20 protein-coding genes and 1 riboswitch are annotated in these 23721 nt (G+C 39.5%); of the genes, 12 read left to right on the top strand and 8 right to left on the bottom strand.

All coding sequences use genetic code 11. The features are described from left to right. Positions 1–52 precede the first annotated feature (52 nt). Both BM015_RS15125 and BM015_RS15120 read left to right on the top strand, forming a co-directional pair. Positions 53–883 carry an amidohydrolase family protein gene (locus tag BM015_RS15125; RefSeq protein ID WP_090660250.1) on the top strand — a complete coding sequence of 277 codons (831 nt, stop codon included), beginning with the start codon at positions 53–55 and terminating at the stop codon, positions 881–883. Positions 884–960: 77 nt separating this feature from the next. Beyond that, a complete protein-coding gene (locus BM015_RS15120) occupies positions 961–2001 on the top strand; it encodes an NAD(P)-dependent alcohol dehydrogenase (protein ID WP_143075882.1) in 1041 nt (346 codons plus the stop codon). A gap of 148 nt (positions 2002–2149) precedes the next feature. Here the strand turns inward: BM015_RS15120 and cphA are convergent, their stop codons facing one another. Beyond that, complete coding sequence (cphA, locus tag BM015_RS15115; protein ID WP_090660313.1) at positions 2150–4771, bottom strand: cyanophycin synthetase; 2622 nt, start codon at positions 4769–4771, stop codon at positions 2150–2152. A gap of 342 nt (positions 4772–5113) precedes the next feature. Further along, positions 5114–5176: riboswitch (Fluoride riboswitch) on the top strand. A gap of 18 nt (positions 5177–5194) precedes the next feature. Between cphA and crcB the strand changes: the two genes are divergently transcribed. Together crcB and BM015_RS15105 are read left to right on the top strand one after the other, a co-directional pair. Next, the gene (gene crcB / locus BM015_RS15110) at positions 5195–5575 is read left to right on the top strand and encodes a fluoride efflux transporter CrcB (RefSeq protein ID WP_090660244.1); all 381 of its coding nucleotides are present in this window, start codon (positions 5195–5197) and stop codon (positions 5573–5575) included. Positions 5576–5577: 2 nt separating this feature from the next. Further along, positions 5578–5943, top strand: coding sequence for a DUF190 domain-containing protein (locus BM015_RS15105; RefSeq protein ID WP_090660241.1), 366 nt, complete (start codon positions 5578–5580; stop codon positions 5941–5943). A gap of 1 nt (position 5944) precedes the next feature. Here BM015_RS15105 and BM015_RS15100 read toward each other — a convergent pair whose 3' ends face one another. The 7 genes from BM015_RS15100 to BM015_RS15070 form a co-directional block, all read right to left on the bottom strand. Beyond that, on the bottom strand, positions 5945–7537 hold the full coding sequence (locus BM015_RS15100) for a peptide chain release factor 3 (RefSeq protein WP_090660238.1): 1593 nt from the start codon (positions 7535–7537) through the stop codon (positions 5945–5947). Between the two features lie 94 nt (positions 7538–7631). Then, entirely contained in the window at positions 7632–8831 is a 1200-nt protein-coding gene (locus tag BM015_RS15095; protein WP_090660234.1) for an NAD(P)/FAD-dependent oxidoreductase, read from the bottom strand. A 330-nt stretch (positions 8832–9161) separates the two neighbouring features. Beyond that, positions 9162–10241, bottom strand: a complete 1080-nt coding sequence (gene tsaD, locus BM015_RS15090; protein WP_245751447.1) for a tRNA (adenosine(37)-N6)-threonylcarbamoyltransferase complex transferase subunit TsaD — start codon at positions 10239–10241, stop codon at positions 9162–9164. Between the two features lie 57 nt (positions 10242–10298). Further along, positions 10299–12674, bottom strand: a complete 2376-nt coding sequence (locus BM015_RS15085; RefSeq protein ID WP_090660231.1) for an LTA synthase family protein — start codon at positions 12672–12674, stop codon at positions 10299–10301. 195 nt (positions 12675–12869) lie between these two features. Then, a complete protein-coding gene (locus BM015_RS15080; RefSeq protein WP_090660228.1) occupies positions 12870–13097 on the bottom strand; it encodes a helix-turn-helix domain-containing protein in 228 nt (75 codons plus the stop codon). A gap of 97 nt (positions 13098–13194) precedes the next feature. Beyond that, positions 13195–13434 carry a hypothetical protein gene (locus tag BM015_RS15075; RefSeq protein WP_090660225.1) on the bottom strand — a complete coding sequence of 80 codons (240 nt, stop codon included), beginning with the start codon at positions 13432–13434 and terminating at the stop codon, positions 13195–13197. A 210-nt stretch (positions 13435–13644) separates the two neighbouring features. Further along, positions 13645–14514: an SDR family oxidoreductase gene (locus BM015_RS15070; protein ID WP_090660222.1), complete on the bottom strand. Its 870-nt coding sequence runs from the start codon at positions 14512–14514 to the stop codon at positions 13645–13647. Positions 14515–15040: 526 nt separating this feature from the next. Here BM015_RS15070 and BM015_RS15065 point away from each other — a divergent pair. The 8 genes from BM015_RS15065 (at position 15041) to BM015_RS15035 (ending at position 23710) form a co-directional block, all read left to right on the top strand. Beyond that, a complete protein-coding gene (locus BM015_RS15065) occupies positions 15041–15805 on the top strand; it encodes a helix-turn-helix domain-containing protein (RefSeq protein ID WP_090660219.1) in 765 nt (254 codons plus the stop codon). Positions 15806–15881: 76 nt separating this feature from the next. Then, entirely contained in the window at positions 15882–16274 is a 393-nt protein-coding gene (locus BM015_RS15060; RefSeq protein WP_090660215.1) for a DUF1398 domain-containing protein, read from the top strand. 58 nt (positions 16275–16332) lie between these two features. Then, positions 16333–16482, top strand: a complete 150-nt coding sequence (locus tag BM015_RS21615) for a hypothetical protein (RefSeq protein ID WP_177191921.1) — start codon at positions 16333–16335, stop codon at positions 16480–16482. Between the two features lie 214 nt (positions 16483–16696). Beyond that, positions 16697–17275 (top strand): Crp/Fnr family transcriptional regulator, encoded by a 579-nt coding sequence (locus BM015_RS15055; RefSeq protein WP_090660212.1) that lies wholly within the window; start codon positions 16697–16699, stop codon positions 17273–17275. A 73-nt stretch (positions 17276–17348) separates the two neighbouring features. Further along, positions 17349–17741 carry a DUF4267 domain-containing protein gene (locus BM015_RS15050; RefSeq protein WP_090660209.1) on the top strand — a complete coding sequence of 131 codons (393 nt, stop codon included), beginning with the start codon at positions 17349–17351 and terminating at the stop codon, positions 17739–17741. Further along, positions 17738–18277: a cupin domain-containing protein gene (locus BM015_RS15045; protein WP_090660206.1), complete on the top strand. Its 540-nt coding sequence runs from the start codon at positions 17738–17740 to the stop codon at positions 18275–18277. The genes BM015_RS15050 and BM015_RS15045 overlap by 4 nt, the downstream gene beginning before the upstream one ends. Before the next feature lie 593 nt (positions 18278–18870). After that, positions 18871–21912, top strand: coding sequence for a SusC/RagA family TonB-linked outer membrane protein (locus tag BM015_RS15040; protein ID WP_177191920.1), 3042 nt, complete (start codon positions 18871–18873; stop codon positions 21910–21912). Between the two features lie 64 nt (positions 21913–21976). After that, the gene (locus BM015_RS15035; protein ID WP_090660200.1) at positions 21977–23710 is read left to right on the top strand and encodes a RagB/SusD family nutrient uptake outer membrane protein; all 1734 of its coding nucleotides are present in this window, start codon (positions 21977–21979) and stop codon (positions 23708–23710) included. Positions 23711–23721 lie beyond the last annotated feature (11 nt).

Genomic DNA, 23721 nt, shown 5'->3' with positions numbered 1-23721 from the left:
GAAGCTTTAGGAAAGCTATAAACTTTCCTAAAGTTTATTTAATAAAACAACCATGAAATTAATCGACGCCCATCAACATTTCTGGACATATAATACAAAGGATTTTGATTGGATAACGGATGATATGGCAGTTATACGGCAAAATTTTTTACCGGCTGATCTTGAAACTGTTTATAAAGAAAATAATGTTGAAGGCTGTGTAACGGTGCAGGTTAATCAATCTGAAAAAGAGAATGAAATTTTTTTAAAGTATGCAAACGAAAACAATTTTATAAAAGGTACAGTGGCATGGACTGACCTGATGGCTGGTGATATTGAAGAAAGGCTCGCTTACTGGCATCAGCATAAAAAACTTAAAGGCTTCAGGCATATTTTGCAGGGCGAAAAAGACAGGGCGCTTATGCTGAAACCCGCATTTAAAAACGGTATCAGCAAACTGCAGCAATTCAATTTTACTTACGACGTTCTGATCTTTCCGGATCAATTGCAATATGCCCTTGAGCTTGTGCAATCATTCCCTTCTCAAAAATTTGTAATAGACCATCTTGCCAAACCTTATATTAAAAAAGGAGAGATTGAACAATGGCAAAAAGATGTGGAAGCATTCAAGCAACATGAAAATGTTTATTGTAAAATATCCGGCATGGTAACGGAAGCTGACCGGACAAGCTTTTCAAATGAAACATTCAATCCCTATCTTGATGTGGCGACATCAACATTCGGAACTAAAAGATTAATGTATGGTTCCGACTGGCCCGTTTGCCTGGTTGCTGCTTCTTATAAAAAAGTCTTGCAAATTGCAACCGAATATTTTGCTTCATTTTCAGCAGATGAAAAAAATAATATCTTTTATAACAATGCAGTTGAATTTTATAACCTTTGAAGCTGCATAACAGCAAACCGGATGATATTTAAGCCGGTATTTAGTAAACTATTCATACTCGTAAACAAATATTAATTATGGCAACAAAAGCTTATGCAGCGCAAAGCGCAACAGCGCCACTGGCGCCCTGGAGTTTAGACAGGAGAGACACCACCCCGCACGATGTTCAGATAGATATTTTATACTGCGGCGTTTGCCACAGCGATTTACATACCGTTCGCAACGAATGGGGCGGCACTGTTTATCCTGCAGTGCCCGGCCATGAAATTGTTGGCCGCGTTACAAAAGTTGGCGATCATGTAAAAAAGTTTAAGGTAGGTGATCTTGCCGCTGTGGGTTGTTTGGTTGACAGCTGCCGCGAATGTGCCAATTGTAAAGAAGGCCTTGAACAATATTGTTTAAATGGTTCTACGGGCACCTACAATGCTAAAGACAAACACAGCGGCGGCGTTACTTATGGCGGTTACAGCAAACAGATTGTAGTGGATGAAGATTTTGTGCTTATCATTAAAGATAACCAGCCGCTGGAAGCCGTGGCGCCATTGCTTTGCGCAGGCATTACCACTTATTCTCCTTTGCGCCACTGGAAGGTAGGCGAGGGGCAGAAAGTTGGCATTCTCGGCCTTGGCGGGCTTGGGCACATGGGTGTAAAACTGGCCGCATCTTTTGGTGCAGAAGTAACCATGCTCAGCCATTCGCCATCAAAAGAAGCGGATGCAAAAAAGCTTGGCGCACATAATTTTGTACTTACCAAAGATGAAAGCCAGGTGAGAAAAATGGCCGGCTATTTTGATTTCATTCTCGATACAGTTTCCGCCGAACATGATTATAATATGTATCTCGGCATGTTAAAAACAAGCGGCACCATGGTTTGTGTGGGCGCACCTCCAACGCCTGCTAAAATTCCGGCATTCAATCTTATTATGGGCAGGAAAAGCATTGGCGGTTCATTGATTGGCGGTCTTCCCGAAACACAGGAAATGCTGGATTACTGCGCTTCGAAGAATATAGTGTCTGATGTGGAAGTGATCGATATAAAATATATCAACGAAGCGTATGAGCGTATGCTGAAGGGTGATGTGAAATACAGGTTTGTTATTGATATGGCAACATTATAGAGAACGCTGTATCAAAAAAGTAATTTCATAAAATTCATTAAGTATATAAGCCACAGATGCACAGATTTTACTTGTGTATCCATGGCTTTTTTTATAATAATTTAATCTGAAAAAACTTTCGAAACAAATAACTCAAATAATTTAAAAGTTATTCTGCATCTTCTTTCGCTTTTAAATTTTTAATAAAATCAAGCGCTTCAGATACCACATCGCACATGATGGTGATTAATGAACCAGGTTTTGCATTGTTATAAGCATGCAAAATGGCATCCTGTTCATTATAAATTATCTCGAAAGGAATTTCTTTTGTTTTCGCTTCATTGATGCCTTCAACCAATAAATTCACAATTTCTTCCGCCGTGCGGCCGCGTAAATTTTTATCGCAGCGGATAATGATCTCATCAAAATATTTTGCGGATAATCTTCCCAATTCGCGAATATCTTCATCCCTTCTGTCGCCTGTTCCGCTTATAATGCCAACCTTTGGCGAGCCATCCATCTTGCTCACAAAATTACCAAGCAACTCAAGCCCGGCAGGGTTATGTGCAAAATCAGCAAGAAACTTGCATTTCTTAAATTCAAACATATTCAGCCTGCCTGGCGTTAATGCAGGCGAAGGCACAAACGTGGTTAAGCCTGTGCGTATATCTTCAATAGAAATATCCCTGAACATATAAGCTGCCAGCACAGCAGGCAATGTGTTCATGATATTATGAATGGCTTTGCCATCAAAGGTTATGGGAATATCATTCACTTTCAATACGCGTATTTTCCAGGTGCCTTTTAAGATGGTGATATAACCATTTTCATATACGGCGCCAAAACCGCCTTCCCCACAATGCTTTTTTATACGCGGGTTATTTTCATCCATGCTGAAAAAAGCAATATTACAATCAAGGCTGTCTTTCATTTTATACACCAGGTCATCATCTGCATTCAATATGGCAAAGCCGCCTTTCCTTACAGTTTCGGGAACAACGCTTTTTACACGAGCCATTTGCTCGAGTGTGTTAATGCCCGCAAGCCCCATGTGATCTGCCGTAACATTGGTAACAATAGCAACATCGCATTTATCAAAGGCCAAACCCGATTTTAATAAACCGCCCCTGGCACTTTCCAGCACAGCAAAATCAACTGTAGGATCGCTTAATACAAACCTTGCACTTAGAGGGCCGGTACAATCGCCCTTCATCATTAACTGGTTTTGAATATAAACGCCATCGCTTGTTGTGTAACCAACTTTTTTGCCCGCAGCTTTGCAAATATGTGCGGTTAACCTTGTGGTAGTGGTTTTACCATTCGTTCCGGTGATGGCTATAATTGGAATGCGGCCTGTGGCTCCTTTGGGAAACAGCATATCAATAACAGGTTCTGCTGCATTTCTTGCAATACCTTCTGATGGCTCAACATGCATGCGGAAGCCCGGCGCTGCATTCACTTCAAGAATAGCGCCGCCATTTTCCGTAACAGGTCTTTTAAGATCGGGCGCCATTATATCAATGCCGCAAATATCAAGGCCGATAATGCGGGCAATACGTTCAGCCATAAAAATATTGACTGGATGCACTTCATCTGTAACATCGGTTGATGTGCCGCCTGTTGAAAGATTAGCTGTTGGTTTTAATAACACCAGCTCATTTTTTGACGGGATTGTTTCTAATGTATAACCTTTTTCATCCAGCATTTTTTGCGTGAACTGATCGATAGTTATTTGTGTTAAAACTTTTTCATGGCCATAACCGCGGCGTGGGTCTTTATTGGTTTCATCTATCAGCCATTGAATGTTATGCTCGCCATCGCCCACAACACTTGCAGGCGTTCTTAATGCAGCGCATATAAATTTATAATTGATGACCAGCACGCGAAAATCAAAGCCGGTAATAAACTTTTCAATAATAACGCTGCGGCTGTATTGTTTGGCTGCTTCAAATGCTTTCAGCGCTTGTTCATACGTTGTGATGTTAGTGGTATTGCCTTTGCCATGATTACCATCAATCGGCTTTATTACCAGCGGATAACCATACCGTTCAACCGCATCTTTTAAACCTTCTTCAGTACGTATCACCGTGCCTTTTGGTACGGGTATTTGTGCAGCATCAAGCAAGGCCTTAGTTTCTTCTTTATCGCCTGCAATATCAACTGCAATGGTTGATGTGGTGCTTGCAATGGTTGCCCTTATGCGTTTTTGATGTACGCCATAACCTAACTGCACAAGGCTTTGTTTATTCAACCGTATAAAAGGAATGCCGCGTTTTACAGCCTCATCAACAATACTGCCTGTTGAAGGGCCCAGCCTTGTATCTTCCCTTATTTCACGCAGCCGTTGAATGTCTTCTTCAAGGTTATACGGCTGTGCATCAATCAATGCTGCTGCAATGCGTACTGCAGCCCTGGCCGTATACACGCCTGCATCTTCTTCCATATAATCAAACACAACAAAGTATTCGCCTTCCTTGCCCGTGCCCCGGGTACGGCCAAAGCCGCAATCCATGCCCGCCAGCGTTTGCAGTTCCAGGGCAATATGTTCAATCACGTGGCCCATCCACGTACCATCTTTTACACGGCTGAAAAAACCGCCGGGTTTATTCTCACTGCAACGGTGTTCATACAGGCTTGGCATAAGTGTTTGCAACCGCTCCAGGAAGCCATCGATCGTATTGGTTGGGCGCTGCTCCATTTCTTCCAGGTCAAGCGTCATCTGAATGAGTTTTGGACGGCGTATGCTCCAGTAGTTCGGGCCTCTTAAAATTTTTATTTCACGTATTTTCATTCGTATAGGTTTGATTTTTTTAATTATTTTATGCAACCTCGCTATATACATTTTCTTTGGTGCGAAAAATTATTATGCCCGGTTTCATTCATATATTTTAAATGTTTTTCGATTACCAGATGCAAAGCCGTTTCATGTTTTGATGGTGTAATAAAAGGCATTTCATAAGCTTCGCTTATTTTTTATTTATGTGTAATCAGCAGTTGTATTTCTATAAAGCACGGTTGCGTCGCACACTGCAGCAGTTGATAATTTAATCAGCAGCCTTACGGTTTAACCTGTTTGCAATATAACTTATTATACAACTAAAAGTTTTAACGCGTTTCTTATATTCAGCCATATATTTGCACCGGCGATGGGGTTCGCCATTAACCGCCGTAAAAAGCTGATGACTCCTGTTCGTAGTTTAATAATTTTGTTACTATGTTCAGGAATTTATTATTTATAGGAATAGGCGGTTTTATAGGCGGCATCTGCAGGTATTTACTTCAGCAATATGTGCAGCATAATTATCCTTCTTCTATTCCGCTTGGCACATTAATCGTAAATATTATTGGTTGTTTTGTTATCGGCCTTGTGTATGCTTTATCCGATAAAGGCAACCTGCTTTCACCGGAAATGCGGCTCTTTCTTGCCACTGGTATTTGCGGCGGGTTTACAACATTTTCTTCCTTTGCTTACGAAAACGTAAGCATGGCACTTGATGGCGAATTCCTTTATGCTTTACTGTATGTTTCACTTAGTGTGATCATTGGGTTTGGCGCCGTTCATGCCGGTATTTTATTCATTAAATTAATATCCTGATTATGGAACCGGGGCACGATTCAAAACTGCTGCGCCTGTTTATTGGCGAAGCAGATAAGTTTGGCCATCAGCCATTGTATGAAGCCATTTTATTTGAAGCAAAAAAGCAGCAGGTTGCGGGCTGCACTGTTTTGCGTGGTATTATGTCGTTTGGCGCATCTTCATTTGTGCACACGGCCAAGCTTATTGATATATCGCAGAACCTTCCCATTGTTATAGAAATAATAGATGCTGAAGATAAAATAAATGTATTTGCAGAAACAGCAGGCCGCATGCTGGAGGAAACAGGTTGCGGCGGTTTAATGACAATTGAAAAAGCCAGTGTGCTTTATTATAAACCACGCTCACAAAAAGAGAAGGATAAATAATTTATGCTGATTTATGTATCTCGCTTGTAAAGTGAAATACAATATCAGGGTTGTTTGTAATTTCTGTGTTTAAAAACCATTCGCTTTGTGCGAGATAAACAGGGTTGCCATCTTTATCTTCCGCGCTGTTTTGCTGTTTAAAACGAAGGAACTCATCTAACTTTTTCTGGTTATTGCTGGTAAGCCAGCAGGCTTTATAAAACGGCAAAACCCTGAACTCGCAGGCAGCGCCGTATTCATTCAATAAGCGGTATTGAATAACCTCAAACTGAAGTTCACCCACACAACCAATAATTTTTTTATTGCCGCCAAACTGCGTAAACAATTGCGCCACGCCTTCATCCGTTAACTGCGTTATGCCTTTTTCAAGCTGCTTGGTTTTCATCGGGTCTTTATTCACCAGTTCTTTAAAAATCTCCGGTGAAAAAGAAGGAATGCCGGTGAAATAAAAATCTTCCCCTTCAGTAAGCGTATCGCCTATTTTGAAATTGCCGGTATCAAACAAACCAATTACATCGCCGGGATAAGCGTCTTCAATAATATCCTTGCTGCGTGCCATAAAAGAGTAGGGGTTGCTGAAACGGAAATCTTTATCCAGCCGCACATGGTGATAATATTTGTTGCGTTCAAACTTGCCGCTGCACACACGCAGGAAAGCAATCCTGTCCCTGTGCCTTGGGTCGAGGTTAGCATGAATTTTAAAAACAAAACCACTCAGCTTCGGTTCTTCCACTTTTACTACGCGCTTACTCGTTTCGCGGTCTAATGGTTCAGGCGCAATTTTTATAAAGGTGTCAAGCAATTCCTTTACGCCAAAATTATTGATGGCGCTGCCAAAGAAAACCGGCGCCACGCTGCCTGATAAATAATCTTCCGTATTCAGCTTGCCATATACGCCATCTATCAGTTCTACATCTTCACGCAGTATGTTAGCATCATTGTTGCCAACTTTATCGTTCAGAAAATCATCATTTAAATCTTCAATTACAATACTATCATCTTCGGTGGCTTTTGTATTGGCAGTAAACAGCACCAGGCTTTTTGCATCAAGATTATATACGCCTTTGAAATCTTTACCGCTGTTGATGGGCCAGGTCATTGGGTGCAACTGTATCTTCAGTTCCTTTTCAATCTCTTCCAGCAGGTCAAAACGGTTTTTGCCATCGCGGTCCATCTTATTAATAAAAACAATTACCGGCGTATTGCGCATGCGGCAAACTTCCATCAGTCTGCGGGTTTGTTCTTCCACGCCATTCACACTGTCAATCACCAGCACAACGCTGTCAACAGCGGTGAGGGTGCGATAGGTATCTTCTGCAAAATCTTTGTGGCCGGGCGTATCTAAAAGGTTGATGAGAAAGTTCCTGTATTCAAACGTCATTACACTGGTAGCCACCGAAATGCCGCGCTGTCTTTCAATCTCCATAAAATCACTCGTGGCGTGCTTTTTAATTTTATTGCTTTTAACTGCGCCCGCTGTTTGAATAGCGCCGCCAAACAACAAAAACTTTTCGGTCAATGTGGTTTTACCGGCATCGGGGTGCGATATAATAGCAAATGTTCTCCTGCGGCTTATTTCTTTCTCGTTGCTCATGTAATGTAATTACCGCTGATAGCTGATAGCTCAACGGGGCGCAAATGTAGTATTTTGTTGCAGAGCGAAAAAGATGGCTGTTTATGTTTAACAGTTAGCGGTTAAATGAAAATAGTTTTGCATCAGCGTTTGACTGGCCGCAAACCAGGTCACGGATAATTTCCGCAGCAACCACACTAAAAGTAATGCCATTGCCACCAAAACCAAGCGCATAATAAACATTTGGAGTTTTTTTATAAGCGCCGATGTAAGGCAGCGAATCTTTTGTTTTGCCAAAAGTGCCGCTCCAGCAAAACTCTTTTTTAAGCCGGATATGCGGAAAAACCTTGCTGAAATCTTTCTCCAGTTGTTTCGATTTCCTGTTTAATAAACTTTGTCTTGTAAAGGCGTTGCTGAAACGTTCGTCGCGGCCACCAACCAGTATGCGGTTGTCGCTTGTAAGCCGCATATATAAATACGGGTCATCTGTGTTCCACATAACGGTATCTTCTCTCCAGTATCTTTTTTCTTCAGGGTTTTGTTCCGATATAAGCGCGTATGTGCAATAAAAATCAACAATGCCTTTAGAAATAAAATTCACTACTTCATAACCTGTTGCATTTACAATATTGGCTGCTTTTATTATTCTTCCTTCAGCAGTTTGCAGCATGGTATTTTTTTTATACTGAATTCTTTTTATAAAAGTCCTGTCGTAAACCTGCAAACCTTTTTTCATGCTATGCTGAAGCAACGCATGCGTTAATGCATATGCATTTGTTGTACCGGCCTGCGCAGAAAGAATAGCATATTCGGCCTTTAACCCATATTCTTTTTCAAGTTGATCCTTGTTTAATAATTCAACATCAAAACCTGCATTTTTCCTGGCATTAAATTCATCCTGTACAAATTTTTTTTGAGAACGATGGGTTGAAAAGAACAGGCTCTTCTTTCTTTCATATTCCTTAAATTCAATCGCATCCATAATCTCAGACAGCGTATCAATAGATTGATGGCATAAAGCGTAAGCCCGTTCTGCCGTAGCCACACCAACTTTTTCCTTCAATAAATGAAGCGGCTCATCTAATTCGTATTGCAGCAAAGCCGTGCTGGCGCAGGTGCTGCCAAGCCCGATAGTTCGGCCATCAACCAACACACATTGTATGCCTGCTTCAGTGAGGTAATAAGCCGCCAGTGCACCCGATATGCCGCCGCCTATAATAACAGTATTGGTTTCAATATTCTCACAAAGTTTTGGATAACTGTAAGGTAAGCCATCATGTATAAGCCAGAAAGGATAACCACCGGTTAGTTGCATGCAAAAAATTTATAAATACGTTTCTATATTGTTTAGTTAAGAAATACTCAATATTCAGCAACACAATATTCAATTGTAAACCTTAACCTAAACCCTCTCCAAAGGAGAGGAGCTTTTACAAATACTGCTTAACTAAACGATATTGATCAGTTATTGAATATTTCAAGAATAAAGGCCTTAATTAAATGACATTAATGCGCTTTTATTATTGCAAATTTTTTACCAGATAAATGAGGAGAGGACGTTAGTGAAGTCTTTTAGCCACGATGCACAGATAGGGTGCTACAAAGCACATCAATTAATAATAATCTGTGCATCTGTGGCAGTTATCTACCATTCAGCCCTTGCTGTTGGGCTTATGCTCAGTTCGGCAAAATCGCCGGCGAGATATTTATAATAAGCTGTAATGGCAATCATGGCGGCATTATCGGTACAATATTCAAAGGCGGGAATAAAAGTTTGCCAGTTATATTTTACACCATATTCTTTCAAGGCGTTTCGCAAACCACTGTTCGCACTAACGCCGCCCGCAATGCAAACCTGCTTAATACCTGTTTGTTCTGTTGCTTTCTTCAGCTTCTTCATTAAAATATGAATAATGGTATATTGAATGGAAGCGCAGAGATCGTAAAGGTTTTCTTCAATAAAAGCGGGATTATTTTTTACTTCTTTTTGCAGTGAATAAAGTACTGAGGTTTTTAACCCGCTGAACGAAAAGTTTAAACCCGGTATTTGCGGCTCTGCAAATTTGAAGGCTTTGGCGTTTCCCTGTTTGGCATATTTATCAATCAATGGCCCGCCGGGATAAGGAAGGCCGAGCATTTTGGCTGATTTATCAAAAGCTTCACCGGCAGCATCATCAATGGTTTCGCCAATTATTTCAAGCTGCAAAGGTGAATGTGCCAGCACAATCTGCGTGTGGCCGCCGCTAACGGTTAAACATAAAAAAGGGAATGAAGGCCTGAGCTCCGCAATAAGATTAGCCAATACATGCGCCTGCATGTGGTGCACCGCTATTAAGGGCTTGTTTAAGGCCAGCGATAAAGATTTTGCAAACTGTGCACCCACCAGCAAACTGCCAATCAATCCCGGCGCCTGTGTAAACGCAATGGCATCTATTTCGTGAGTGGTGAGCGATGAATGGTGAGTGGCTGAAGCTGTTTTTAAAGCTGCATCAACAACCGGAACAATGTTTTGTATATGCGCCCTGCTGGCAAGCTCCGGCACAACACCGCCATATTGTTCATGCACAGCCTGGCTGGCAATAATGTTGGATAAAATCTTTCCGTCAACACAAACGGATGCCGATGTTTCATCGCAGGAAGATTCGATGGCGAGGATCACTGTTTTGTCTTCCCCGGATGAATCATTGCTGATAATTTTTTCTTCAGAAATATTGTTGTTGCTCACCGAGCAAAAATAAGCCAATGATGGTTTAAGGTGGAAGGTTTGATTGGCTTTTCAATTTTATTGAGCATACTGTTTTTGTACGTACTGTACCCAACCTGTTAATATTTCGCGTTCTTTTCTTACTACTTCAGGATAGCGGTCAGAAACATTAAACAATTCTTTCGGGTCGGTTGCCAGGTTGTATAATTCATTCGCTTTCGTATCGGCATTATAAATATATTTCCAATGCTCATTTCTTGTTCCTAAAATTAAATCTGTATAAGGGCTAATGAAAAATGTACGTCCGTCTTTAGCTGTATCAAACAAACTTTTGCCCTGCCACTCTTTTGGTTTTTGCAGCCCGAGCAAATGCGCTATGGTAACATCAATATCAATAAGGCCATGAATATCATCATCATACTGCCCTTTAAAAAGAACGGGGTTAAAAAGCACACAGGGAATATGTACATTTTCTTCATAAATACGGGACGCATGAAGCGTTTGGTTATGTGTATTAAAAGCTTCACCATGATCGGAAACAAAAATGACTAAGGTGCTCTTAAGCTGATTTCGTTCTTTTAATCCTGTCATCAGCTCACCAAACACTTTATCTGTATGATGCAGTGCATTCAGATAACGGTTCAGGTTGTCATGCTCTTTAGTATAAGAAGTGATGGTATCAGTATAATAAGGATAATGCGTTTGATTGGTCCATAACATGCTAAACTTTTTTTTCGGCTTTGTTGTATCAGCCCATTTAAAATAATTTTCTATTAAGCATTCGTCATCAACACCATCAATATCACTGTGCGTTATTGTAAATTTTTTATTGCAGGGCATCGTATTAACATCCCCCGTAAAAGAAAAGCCCTGGCTTTTTGCATACACTTCCATATCAGCATAATGCAGGTCGGAAGAAAAAAATAAAGAAGTTGCCCATCCATTATGCTCTAAAAGTTTTGGTAAGCCGACAGGAGGCAATTGGATTTTTTCTGAAACGGCAGATTTATAGCTAACCATAGGATAAATACCGGAGACAAGTGTAAGCATAGAATTGGGCGTGCTTGGTATTTGCGCATACATATTGGTATAAACCGCAGATATGCTGCTCCATTTTTTTAGGTTGGGCGTGCAGTGAAAAGCAGAATCATAAAGGCTGATGTATTGCTTGGGGGTAGATTCGGAAACAAATAAAATGATATTATCTATGAGGTTGCTGTCAGCGGGTGCTGATGTATAAAAATTATTATGATAGTTAATTATATACTGCGCTGTTTCATCAGAAACTTTTGTTTTTAAAATTTGTGCTTCTGCACTTGGTTCAAAAACAGATAAAACAAAAGCCGTTACAGGGTTTTGTATTGTTGCAGCTTTAAAATAATTGGTTTTGTATTGATAAAAACTAACTAAAAAGAAAATAAGCAGCATCACCATTAAAGAAAGCGCTGCTCTTTTACTTCGCACTATATTTTTTATAGCAATTGATGCAGCTATACCGGTAAGAAGATAGCCGGCCAATAATAAAAAAATATTGCTTAAGAAAGCGCCGGTAAGTGTTTCACTAACGCCTGTGCGGGCATCATTCCCTCTTAAAAAATCTGAATAGTAAAGCCACCTGTAATTAAACGGCGTGCCCAATTGCTTTACCACCTCAATATTGAGCAGTGAACTTAAAACTGTAATTATTGCCGTTAAAAAGAAGGCTATAAGCAAAACATTTTTTACTATAATTTTTTGCCTGAAGATATAAAGCAATGGAAAAAACAAAATTCCAATAACAAGTAACCAAAACACATCCTGGAAAACAGACCCTGCAATAACAGGCAAGCTTTTATGATACAGGCCCGCAATTTCTGCACGTGCAAAAAAAATATAAATAAAAGCACTGCTTAAAAATCCGGCAACAAGAAGCAACGCGTTCAGCTTGCGGTTTTTTTTAAATAAAAAAAATACAGCTAAAAATAAAAGAAGCGATATAATTAAAAATAATGTGCCTGATGAAAGAATAGTAAACTTTGGATACTCAATATATAATTTTGAATCGTTTAACTCAATTGTTTTGTTCTCTGTAAAATTGCTTGTATAATCACTTTTAAGATTGGTATCCCACCCGGTTATTTTTTTTCCTTTATTATCTTTTGGCGCCCAAAAAAAATAATCTATCCGGCTGTTATAAGGAAGGGTAATGGAAGCAGAAAAAGAATTTTCCTGCTTAATTAATTTGGTGTAGGCAAACTTATCCTGTAAATGCGTATTTTTTGGCCAGAACTTTTTTGCCGGCGTTCTCCAGTAATCAACAGCCCATACCATATATACTTCATTACACTGCGCTGTTTTATAAACAAACTTTTGGCTAATCAATCTTTTATCCCCGTTATTTTGGGCGGATGCATTGATTAAAAAAGTTGCGGTAAAAATCAGTAGCAAATAAAACCTGGCAGAAGAAAGAAACATAATGTTTTGATATACTTTCAGATGAGATAACAGCGCATGCCAAAGCTAAATTAATGTTTTATGTGAATAGGAAGCGGAAGGCGCAGGCTGTTTGCCGGTAGAATTTTGAGTGCCTGGCATCGTTTGTTATATAAAAGGGTGCATTGGCATGCCGGCAGTGGCCCAGCCATTTTTCTGCGGGTTATTATTGCAGTTTTAAACAGAAGATAAGCCGTCTTCTTTAAAAAGCTCTTCTATCGAAATTTCTAATGCATCACAAATCTTAAACAAAGTGAGAATGGTAGGATTGCCTTGCCCCGATTCAAGCCTTGACATATTTGCTTTTTCAATTTCGCACATCAATGCCAGTTCGTTTTGAGATATATTCTTTTTTGTACGGATTTCTTTAATTCTTGCACCCAATTTACTAAGTCTGTGTGGCATAGTTTAAAATCAATTATCTTAAAGATAGGCTTAAGGTTAGCCCTCATACATTGCAATACTCGTTTCACTGTATGATTCCTCTTATTCAAATGAAGAATTATTCGGTTAATTTACTGCCGCTTTCTATTGAACCTGCAGATAAATTATTGCTGTTGCCCATACCGTCTTTATTTAACAAAACCTGTAGCTGGTCTTTTAGCGTACGGATGGATAAACGTTTTTCCTTTAACTCATTAAATCCTGCACGATGTTTCATCGCATTGGTATAACTCTCTTCTTCCTGTGCAATTTGTGCTTGTATATCCCGTATTTGTTTTTGCGATAGCGCATCATCCATGAGCAGTAATTAACAGATACAACAGTGATTTTTTAGTTACAGCAACACTTACATTAAGCTGGTTGTAACAGGCATTTAGGCAAAAAAAAGATATTCTTTATAAATCCAGTTAGTATAAAAGCCAACGCGGAAAGTTTTTTGCACGCCTGCAAAGCAAACCTGTAACATATCGTTCCTTAACAGGAGAGGAGGCTGAATATAAATACCCTGTTAATGATGCAGGCTTTCATTGTTAAGTTCTTCAAAATAGGCTTTCAAAGTAAAGGTTCCATATTTAGGTGCAACCAGGTCCATTGATAAAACGGTCATAAAGAACTCAACCGGGCCATAAAACCTGCTGTTTGTAAAAGTTCTCAACAGGAATAAAATTGTTTTTCTAACCCAGTTTGGAATGTATGTGATCTTCACTTTTTTACCGGTTGCCAAAAATGCAGTTTCAGCAATTTGTTTATAGGTAAACACCTGTGGCCCGCCTGCACTAATTGCTGCATCGCCTGCATCTATTGCATTTATGCAAACTTCAGCAAGGTCGCTTCCGTGAATGGGATTCATTTTATTTTCACCATTACCAAATAACATCACCCTTCCTTTCTTTGCCATTTGATAAAGCTCATTCATATCCGAGAAATAGCCTGTAGGGCGAACAATACAATAATCCAATCCTGCATTTTTAAGCGCTGCCACAAACCGTTCTTTTGCCTGGCAAATTTTAAGGTGCGTTAATTTATCGCCGTTGAGAATAGAAACGTAAATAAACTTTTTAACGCAGTTTCGTTTGGCTTCTTCCAGTAAATTAAGGTTTGCCTGGTAATCCACATCCATATAGGTTAACCCGTCTTTTTGCCGCGTTATACCAACTGTTGAAATAACAACATCTATGTCTTTACAGCATTTTGCAATAGATGCCGGATTGGTGATTTCAGCTTTTACAATCTCCAATTTGTTGTTTGCAATAACGGGCTTAGGCAGTTTATTTTCATTTCTTACCACCACCCTTGTTTCAAAACCTTTCTCCAAAAGCTGGTTAAGAATGAAGCTTCCCAAATATCCTGTTGCGCCTGCTAATAGTATTTTATTCATGGCCTTTGTAATTAATATGTGCAGCAGGCGGGCTTAAGATTTTGAAGGAAGTATTGATATTGTGTGTAGGCTTCCTGTTTTCAGAAAGGGTTGAAGGTAGAACTTTTTAAACTTATGCTAAATGAATGATTGTTTGTGCTGCAGTTTCCAAAACCTCACAGGTTTTATACTTTGCTAAATATGTCGCCGGTTAGAATTATTGTTGCTGGAATTTATTATGTCAAGCCACGCTTTTAGCAACGTCTTTATTGGCGGTTCGTGCTTGCACAGAGCCTTTTTAATTGCGGAGTTGGCGGTGGGTTGTTTCGTTTGGGTATGCTGCGTTGAAATTGATGAGTCTCTATAAATTTCAGGATGTAAAATGTAATGTTTATTTTCAATTATATTCAATTTGTCAATAAAAAGTTTTGCCCTGCTTATGGCTTGGCGATGAACTGGTATTTTTACATCATGAGTATATTTGATGAAGCAAGGGTTTTTTTACCAGCCTCCGGCGGTGGTAATTTAGCGTAACACTAACATCAAAATGAGTTTTTATAAAATCACGCCAACAGAAGAGTTAAAGCCTTATGTAAATCACTTTGCCATCTCTGAAAGTCTTCAACAACACACATACAAAGTTTTCCCTTCAACAAAACTTGTCATCGGTTTTCAATACAAAGGATTTTTAAATTCTGTTGAAAACAATTTGCAAAATACTTTGGCAACAGCAGGCATTACCGGCATACAAAACAGTTTCAAAACTTTTGAAAACACTGTTGTTACAGGCACTGTTCTTGTGTACTTCACAGAAACCGGTTTTACTTATTTTTCCAGTTTACCAGCACATGAATTATTTAATCAGAGTGTTTCGCTTGACAACATCTTTGAAAAAAATAAAATTGAAGAAACGGAGTATAAATTATCATTGGCTGCATCGCATACAGGCAAAATAAAAATTATTGAACAATTTTTATTGTCGCAGCTAAAGGAGAGAAAAGAAGACAAACTAATAGTTGAAGCTGTTAAACTTATTTATCAATCAAATGGCTTAATTAAAATAAAAGAATTAACACAAAAGCTGTTTATCAGCCAAAGCCCATTCGAAAAAAGATTTCGCAGTCTTGTTGGAACCACTCCTAAAAAATTTGCTTCTATCGTTCGTTTCAATGCCGTTATAGGTGATCTGAAAAAAGCCAGGTCGCTTACCGATTTATGTTTTGAACATAACTTTTTTGACCAGGCACATTTCATAAAAGATTTTAAACAATACACCGGCGACACACCGGAGAATTTTAAACGGCTTTTGTAATAAACGATTTTTTACAATCACAGGCTTTACCATTGTTCGAGTTTTGCAGCATTAATTACAATTAAAAAATTAAATAATGTTTACAATTGAACAAATTAAAGCGGCACATTCTAAAGTTAGAACCGGTATAGATTTTCCATCGTATGTGAAGGAAATGAAATCTTTAGGCGTTTTATTTTACGAGCATTTTGTTTCAGACGGGCACATTCAATATCATGGTTCAAACAACTTTATCCTTTCGGCTGATGCAAAATGGGCGCCGGTAGAAGTTGCAGAAAGAGGTAATAAAGAAAACCTTAAACATAGCTTATTAATTCATCAGCAGGGACAGACTGATTATCTCACTTTTTGCAGGCAGTCTGCAGAAGCGGGTGTTGAAAAATGGATAGTTGACATGCAGCGTATGACCTGTACTTATTATGATAAGCCTGGTAATGAAATGTTAGTAGAAGATATTCCAACTGTTTAAACAAATTTTTACGCTGGCTTCTGCTTTAAATTGGGTTATTGCTTTAGTTTGAATATTTATGCGCAATAAACCATCGGTTGCAGTAGATATCCTTCTTGTGCCGGAAGCAGCGGTAGAAACGCCGGCCATTTCGCAGGATGTGTTTCTCACCAACCTGTATGAGCAAATGGATGAACACCTGGATGATTCTGCCTTTGGCGTATTGTAAATACGTGTTTCTTTTGTTTTGAAATTATGATAGTGAATGCGGTCGCCATCCGGTATCCATAAATTACCGGAAGTATCTTTAGTAAAGAAGGCGATATTTTTATCAACTTTGATGATAAATTTGAGCTTTGGTTCTTTGCTTCAGCGTTTGTGATAAAAATACGTCCGGGCGCCAGGCCTGGAACTGCTAATACGATTTTAGAGCGCCACGGCAGATGATAAACAGCTTACTTTACAGCATAAGAAATCTAATAACGCTAAGCCCGGCAGAAGCAAACATCGTTGCATCTTTATTTAAAGAAAAGACTTACAAAAAAGGAGACTTCTTTTTAACAGAAGGACAAATTTGTAAACAAGTTGGTTTCATTGCAAAGGGATTAATGCGCTACTATATTAATCACGATGGCGAAGAAAAAACATACGCCTTTTCACAGGAAAATAATTATGTATGTAATTATGAAAGTTTTCTTCCTCAAAGCCCATCTTCAAAAATCATTCAGGCTTTAGAAGACTGTGATGTTTTAGTTATTTCGCATGATGACCTGCAACTTTTTTATACTTCTGTTAGTGAAGGAGAAAGGTTTGGAAGGATTGTAATCGGGGCCGTATTTATACAATTGTTAGAAGACCTTAGTTCATTTTATACAGATACTCCTGAACTTCGCTATGAGAAATTTATAAAAAAACATCCCGACCTGCAGCAAAGAATTTCTCAATATCATATTGCATCGTATGTGGGCGTGAAACCTCAATCACTTAGCCGCATCCGCAAAAGAATTTCCAGTCAATTTTGATTTATTAACCCAGGTGCATCAATATTGAATATTACCAAAGGAATTTTGTGTCTGATTTTAAAAACATATTATTATGACAACAAAAATTTCTTATGCAGTAGCTTTTATAACGGGCGTGGGATTAATTTTTTTGGGGACACGCTTTCTTTTGTCGCCTGGTATAGCTGAAGCCGGATATGGCATACATTTTAATGAACAGGGCGACTATTCTTTTCACTATATGAAAGGTATCAGGGATACGCTCTCCGGGCTGCTAATGTGCCTTTTTGTTTTGATGAATGAGAGGCGGGCTTTGGGGGTAGTATTATTAACCGGAACAATTGTTCCCGTCACCGACATGCTTATTGTTTTAAGCAAAAGTTACAACAGTGTTCTGCAGGCTGTGCCACATATCATTGCTATCATCATTTGCTTTGTATTCGGGATAATTCTATTGACTACAAAACCTTCAAAAATTATTTTATGAAAACACAAGGATACGTTAAGCTGATTAATTCGGCAGGCACAAATAAAAACAGTGTTTTAGAGATGAATATTCTTCCGGGCGAAAAAACGCCATGGCATTATCACACGCTGTTTTCAGAAACATTTGAGATTTTAAAAGGTGCATTGGAAGTAGGGAAAGGTAAAAATATCTACCATTTAAAGCAGGGAGATATTGTAACCATACAGCCAAATGAAAAACATTATTACCATAATATTTCTAAAGAGGAATGTATTATAAAAGCAACACTGAATCCTGGCAATAAAAACTTTGAAAATTCAATTTTGATTTTAAAAGGAATTGCAATAGATGGCCTGGCAAATGCTGCAGGAACTCCCAAAAAACTTTCAGACTTAGCCTTGTTTATTTACTTGAACAACTCAAATATGGTTGGATTCCAAAAAATAGCTGAGCCAATATTTAATTGGGTTGCCAAATCAGCTATTAAAAACGGGCACTTAAACGAATTATTGCAGCGATATGCAACCATAAATGAAGCTGTACTAACAACGGCCTAACTAACGCTATGTCAAACATAAAACAGCAGATCTGCTAAACAGGGTGAAAGGCTAGTTGTTTTCATGATTGCCCGCTTCAATGGTTAAGTGATGATGATGCCTTTATAAACCCGCTGTTTTTACCGGTCACAGCACGTGCATTCAACGATAAGGCCCGGCCCCGCTAAATCATGCCCGGTAAATAAGATGTGCTATGAAGAAGATATTCAGGCAAATATTTTACTCTATTTAGCAAATTTTGGCGTTGACCCGATTTTTTACTCATAATACTTTTGGATTGTCAACTGATAGTCTTTGCGAAGAAATGTTATTGAATTGATAAAGGCCTGTGATTAAAATATTAGAGGCGTAATATGTTCTTCCAAGCCTGGGTTGTGCTTATATAAAAATAATAAAAAAGATTGCTATGCTTTGCTTGCATTAAACAAGATGATATAAAAGGATAAACGATTATACATTCCGTTTTTTCAGGGGCATTTAAAAATTTAATAAACGTAAACTATAAAAGGGCTATGATTCGAAACCAGCTTTCAAAAAAACTACTGCTTTTTGTATGCGGATTTTGCCTGTGTATTGTTTCTATCGCGCAAACTGTGAATGGAAAAGTAACAGACGAAAATAATGCACCGCTGGAAGGTGTTTCCGTACAGGTTGTAAATAAACCAGGTGGCGTTACTACCAATACCAATGGCGAATTTGCCATTAATGCTGAAAAAGGCGCCAGCCTGCAATTTTCTTATGTGGGGTATGCAACCATAACCAAAGCGGTAACAGGAAATTATATTACCGTGCAAATGGCGGCCAGTGCAGATAACGGCCTGTCTGATGTGATAGTAGTGGGTTATGGTACGCAAAAAAAGGTGAACCTCTCCGGCGCTGTTTCTGTTATCAGTAAAAAAGAACTGGAGAACAGGCCTGTAAACAATGCTGTACAGGCTTTGCAGGGGCTTTCCCCGGGCCTGATTGTAAGCCGCACCAGCGGGCAGCCCGGTGCTGAAGGATGGAACATTAATATACGCGGTTACTCTTCATTAAATGGTACCAACAACCCTTTATTGATTGTAGATGGCGTAGAGTATTCTAACCTTACATTAATTAATCCAAACGATATAGAATCTATATCTGTTTTAAAAGATGCCTCTGCGGCTGCCATCTACGGTGCAAAAGCCTCTAACGGTGTTTTACTGATTACTACAAAAGCCGGTAAATCCGGTAAGGTAACGGTGAATTATACCGGCATGTATCAAATTAAAAAAACATTGAGCCTGCCGCAAACAGTGCCTTACCATATCAGCGCGGCGCTGCAAAATATCGCCAACATTAATAACGGTGGTGCACCATCCTACACAGATGCACAGATAGCTATGTTTGCTGATCCTTCGGTAACATTGGTTCCTGATGACCCCACTAACGTTTTTTATTATAAAGAAATGGATTATGTGGGCATGACCATCAACAAAAGCTTTGGCTCTTCACAACATAATGTAAACGTTACCGGTGGTAATGAAAATACAAAGTATTACATAGGCCTTGGCTATAATGATAATAACGGTATGTTTAAAGTTGGCCCCGATGATAACAAACGTACCAATGCAAGAATTAATTTAACTACAAGGTTCAATAAAGTATTAAGCCTTGATGCCCGGCTATCTTATATCCAGAACAGGATAGAAGCAGCGGCAGGAACATTGGAAGGTGATTATGGATTGCTCTATAATATCTACAATTTAAGGCCGATATATCCGGTTTTTGTTCCCGGAAGCAACGATGAAAAATATGTGTCTATCTCCGGCAATAATACGTATGCCACTATGAAAGACGGTGGTTATAACAACACTACGCAAAACGTTTTGGATGGTGTGTTTACCTTAAAAGCTGAGCACCTGGTAAAGGGCCTTGTGTTAAGCACAAATTATAGCCCACACTTAGAGCAGGATAACCAGGACTTGTTTTATAAAACCGTGCCGCTTCACAATTTTGATAAAGCATCGGCTTCGTTTATACAGAATGCATGGTTAAACACTTCCAATTCTTTGCGTAAATACCGCACATCTCAAAACTGGTACACATTTAATGCACTGGCAGATTATACGCTTGCCGTGCAGGACCATCATTTTCATGTGCTGGGCGGCTTTCAATACCAGCAGTTTAATTACGATCTTACCAATGCTTATCAAAGCAATTTAACCAACAATAATCTTCCCACGCTTAATTATACCACCAATTCCAACTTGCCCGTAACGGCAGTAAGAGACGATTTGCAGTCGAATGCATGGCAATCTTTTTTTGGAAGGTTTAATTACGATTATAAAGGCAAATACTTTGTGGAAGCAACCCTTAGAAACGATGCCAGCTCACGTTTGGCGCCCGGCCATCGCAGCCAAACCTTTCCTGCCTTTTCTGCTGCATGGCGCATATCGCAGGAAAACTGGTTTAATAATTCAGGCTTCTTCAGCGAGCTTAAGTTAAGAGGTTCATGGGGCAAATTAGGCAATGCACAGTTAGGCAAATTGTATGAGAATAACTACTTGTCAATTGCCACTTTAAATACAGGAGTTTATCCTTTCAACAATACGGCGGCTACCTATATTTACCAGGGTGCATTGCCCTCAGAAGGCCTCGGCTGGGAAACCGTTACCACTTCAGATATTGGCCTTGATTTCGGTCTGTTTAAAGGCAAACTTTCCGGCAGCTTCGATTATTACAAACGTGTAAACGATAACATGCTCATCCCTGTAAACCTGCCAGCTGTGTTAGGCGTTACACCAAGTACAACCAATGCGGCTGCCATGGAAACAAAGGGCTGGGATTTTGATATAAGCTGGAAAGACAGGATAGGCAATGTGTCTTATTATGTTGGTTTTAACCTGAGTGATAATCAGAATAAGATCACCAAATACCTTGGCAACGTTGTGTATGCAGAAGGTATTAATACAGCTATTCCGGGTATGCCCATCAATTCTATTTATGGTTACAAATCACTCGGCTATTTTCAGAACGAAGAAGAAGTTGAAAAAGGCGCAAAACAATTCGGCACCACTAACCAGGGACCTGGCGATATTAAATATTTAGATGTAAATGGCGATGGTGTAATCAACGGTGGCACCGGCACTCCGGATGATCATGGTGATATGGTTTACCTTGGCAATACTTCACCGCGATACAATTACGGCATTAACCTTGGCGCACAATGGAAGGGTTTTGACCTCTCTGTTTTCCTGCAGGGCACAGGTAAAAGAAGCTACATCATTTATCCAACGCAGGCTATTCCTTATGTACAAAGCTGGCGCTATCCTTTGGATAATTACGTAAACAATTACTGGACGGAAGACAACCGCAACGCCAACTTTCCAAGGCCAATTGCAGGCGGTGGCACCAATACGCATATTAACAGCGCCTTTGTGCAAAACGGTTCTTATATAAGATTGAAAAATTTGCAGGTTGGCTATTCACTTCCATCAAGTGTAATAAGCAAAATAAAAGCACAGAATATAAGGGTATTCTTCAGCGGACAGGATATATTAACACATACCAAAGCATGGTATAAATACTTCGATCCTGAAAGCCCGAGTTATGCATCTTATGTATATCCTTATTTCGCTGTGTATGCGTTTGGCCTGAATGTTACTTTTTAAAGTAATCAACTTAAAAAGACATTTAAAGAATTATTAAACCGATTCATTTAAAAATATAAATCAAATGATACGAAAATATTGCTTCAGGGTTGTTTTGTGGATGTTGCCCGCTGGTGTGCTTACGCTTGCCGGTTGCATGAAAAACCTTGACTTGTCACCGGAATCTCAACTCGCTGATAACAATTTCTGGCAAACAACTTCCGACCTGAGCCAGGCATGTAATTATCTGTACACATTTTTAAACGGCTTAAGCAGTGATGATCCTTCAGGCCTGCCAACACCGTTGCAGGATAATTATTCTGACAAAACTTTTGGCGACCGGTCCGTTGGTTTTGGCGACGGCTCAAGTGTTGCACCTGCCACATCAAACGAATGGACAAATTATTATAAAGCTATCCGCGCTGCCAATAATATACTGGAGAAATCTGTAACTGTTACAGGCGATGCGGCAGTCATTAACCGCTATCTCGGCGAAGCACGTTTCTTCAGGGGTATGGCTTATTTTGAATTGGTTAAACGCTTTGGCGATGTGCCTTATATCAACCACACATTAACAGCAAGCGACAGCATGTTGTATGCGGCGCGTACTGCAAGGCAAACAGTTATTGACAGTATTTATGCTGATCTTGATTTTGCCGCTGCTAACTGCCCGCAGCCGGATGCAATGCCAGCCACACAATATGGCCGCATTACACGCTCTGCTGCATTGGCCTATAAATCAAGGGTTGCATTGTTTGAAGGCACATGGGATAAAACACGCGGCATAGGTACTGCGCAAAGCAATTTGCAAATTGCGGTTGATGCAAGCAATACAGTTATTACCGAAGGTAAACATGCTTTGTACACAGCCCAGGGTGCTGAAAGTTATTATTACGAATTTCAGTATGATGGCGGCGCAAATGGCAATCCTGTTCAAAACGTGCCGGCCTCGCAAACAAATTATACATATACAAGCAATAGAGAAAATATTATAGTAAGGGTGTATGGCCAAAACCAGGCAAATAATATTGCATCCCACAGCTTTGGAAGAAGCTATCTCGACCAGGCTCATATTGCCCCAACCCGTGTACTCATGGATATGTATTTATATAAAGACGGGTTGCCGCAGGGCGTGTCTGCTTACGATTCATCTGCGGATCAAACAAGCTCATTAACCGAATTCAGAAACCGCGACCCGAGAATGGAAATGTCTGTTTACAACAATACAATGATCACGCCTTCAATAGGTGGTTTAATTCCCTATACGGCAGGTATTAATTACCGTTATAGAAAATACTGGATTGTGAGCGACTGGAATGCCAACGTAAGTTTTGTAAACTTTAATGTATTGCGTTATGCTGAAGTATTATTGAATTATGCTGAAGCGAAATTTGAATTGAATGGCGCCATCAGCGATGCAGATTTGGATATTACCATTAATGTCCTGCGCAATCGTGCAACAGGCAACGATGTAAGTAAACTGCCTCTGCTAACCAATGCTTTTGTAAGTGCGCATAACTTGAATATGGAAACAGAAATAAGAAGGGAAAGAACCATTGAACTTGCGTTTGAAGGACAGGCGTATTGGGATATGCTTCGTTGGAAAACAGCAGAAACAGCATTGCCAAAAACAATACTCGGGAGAAAATATTTTGCTGATGAAAATCCTTCCGGCACCACGCCAAATCTTTTTAACGGTTATGTAGTATTGGAAGATGCATCATTCCGTACATTCAACCCTTCAAGAGATTATTTGTGGGGTTTGCCAACGAAAGAGTTAGCCTTAAGTTCAAACCTTACGCAAAATCCAAATTGGTAATATATAGAGGA

The sequence above is a fragment of the Parafilimonas terrae genome, from assembly GCF_900115755.1.
Taxonomy (GTDB): Bacteria; Bacteroidota; Bacteroidia; order Chitinophagales; family Chitinophagaceae; genus Parafilimonas; species Parafilimonas terrae.
Note: the sequence above shows the minus strand (reverse complement) of the source record. Positions and strands in the feature narration are given on the sequence as shown.

Coding starts and splice junctions, on each gene's coding strand:
- BM015_RS15125 (WP_090660250.1), top strand. CDS start 53: ATGAAATTAATCGACGCCCATCAACATTTCTGGACATATAATACAAAG.
- BM015_RS15120 (WP_143075882.1), top strand. CDS start 961: ATGGCAACAAAAGCTTATGCAGCGCAAAGCGCAACAGCGCCACTGGCG.
- cphA (WP_090660313.1), bottom strand. CDS start 4,771: ATGAAAATACGTGAAATAAAAATTTTAAGAGGCCCGAACTACTGGAGC.
- crcB (WP_090660244.1), top strand. CDS start 5,195: ATGTTCAGGAATTTATTATTTATAGGAATAGGCGGTTTTATAGGCGGC.
- BM015_RS15105 (WP_090660241.1), top strand. CDS start 5,578: ATGGAACCGGGGCACGATTCAAAACTGCTGCGCCTGTTTATTGGCGAA.
- BM015_RS15100 (WP_090660238.1), bottom strand. CDS start 7,537: ATGAGCAACGAGAAAGAAATAAGCCGCAGGAGAACATTTGCTATTATA.
- BM015_RS15095 (WP_090660234.1), bottom strand. CDS start 8,831: ATGCAACTAACCGGTGGTTATCCTTTCTGGCTTATACATGATGGCTTA.
- BM015_RS15085 (WP_090660231.1), bottom strand. CDS start 12,674: ATGTTTCTTTCTTCTGCCAGGTTTTATTTGCTACTGATTTTTACCGCA.
- BM015_RS15080 (WP_090660228.1), bottom strand. CDS start 13,097: ATGCCACACAGACTTAGTAAATTGGGTGCAAGAATTAAAGAAATCCGT.
- BM015_RS15075 (WP_090660225.1), bottom strand. CDS start 13,434: ATGGATGATGCGCTATCGCAAAAACAAATACGGGATATACAAGCACAA.
- BM015_RS15070 (WP_090660222.1), bottom strand. CDS start 14,514: ATGAATAAAATACTATTAGCAGGCGCAACAGGATATTTGGGAAGCTTC.
- BM015_RS15065 (WP_090660219.1), top strand. CDS start 15,041: ATGAGTTTTTATAAAATCACGCCAACAGAAGAGTTAAAGCCTTATGTA.
- BM015_RS15060 (WP_090660215.1), top strand. CDS start 15,882: ATGTTTACAATTGAACAAATTAAAGCGGCACATTCTAAAGTTAGAACC.
- BM015_RS21615 (WP_177191921.1), top strand. CDS start 16,333: ATGCGCAATAAACCATCGGTTGCAGTAGATATCCTTCTTGTGCCGGAA.
- BM015_RS15055 (WP_090660212.1), top strand. CDS start 16,697: ATGATAAACAGCTTACTTTACAGCATAAGAAATCTAATAACGCTAAGC.
- BM015_RS15050 (WP_090660209.1), top strand. CDS start 17,349: ATGACAACAAAAATTTCTTATGCAGTAGCTTTTATAACGGGCGTGGGA.
- BM015_RS15045 (WP_090660206.1), top strand. CDS start 17,738: ATGAAAACACAAGGATACGTTAAGCTGATTAATTCGGCAGGCACAAAT.
- BM015_RS15035 (WP_090660200.1), top strand. CDS start 21,977: ATGATACGAAAATATTGCTTCAGGGTTGTTTTGTGGATGTTGCCCGCT.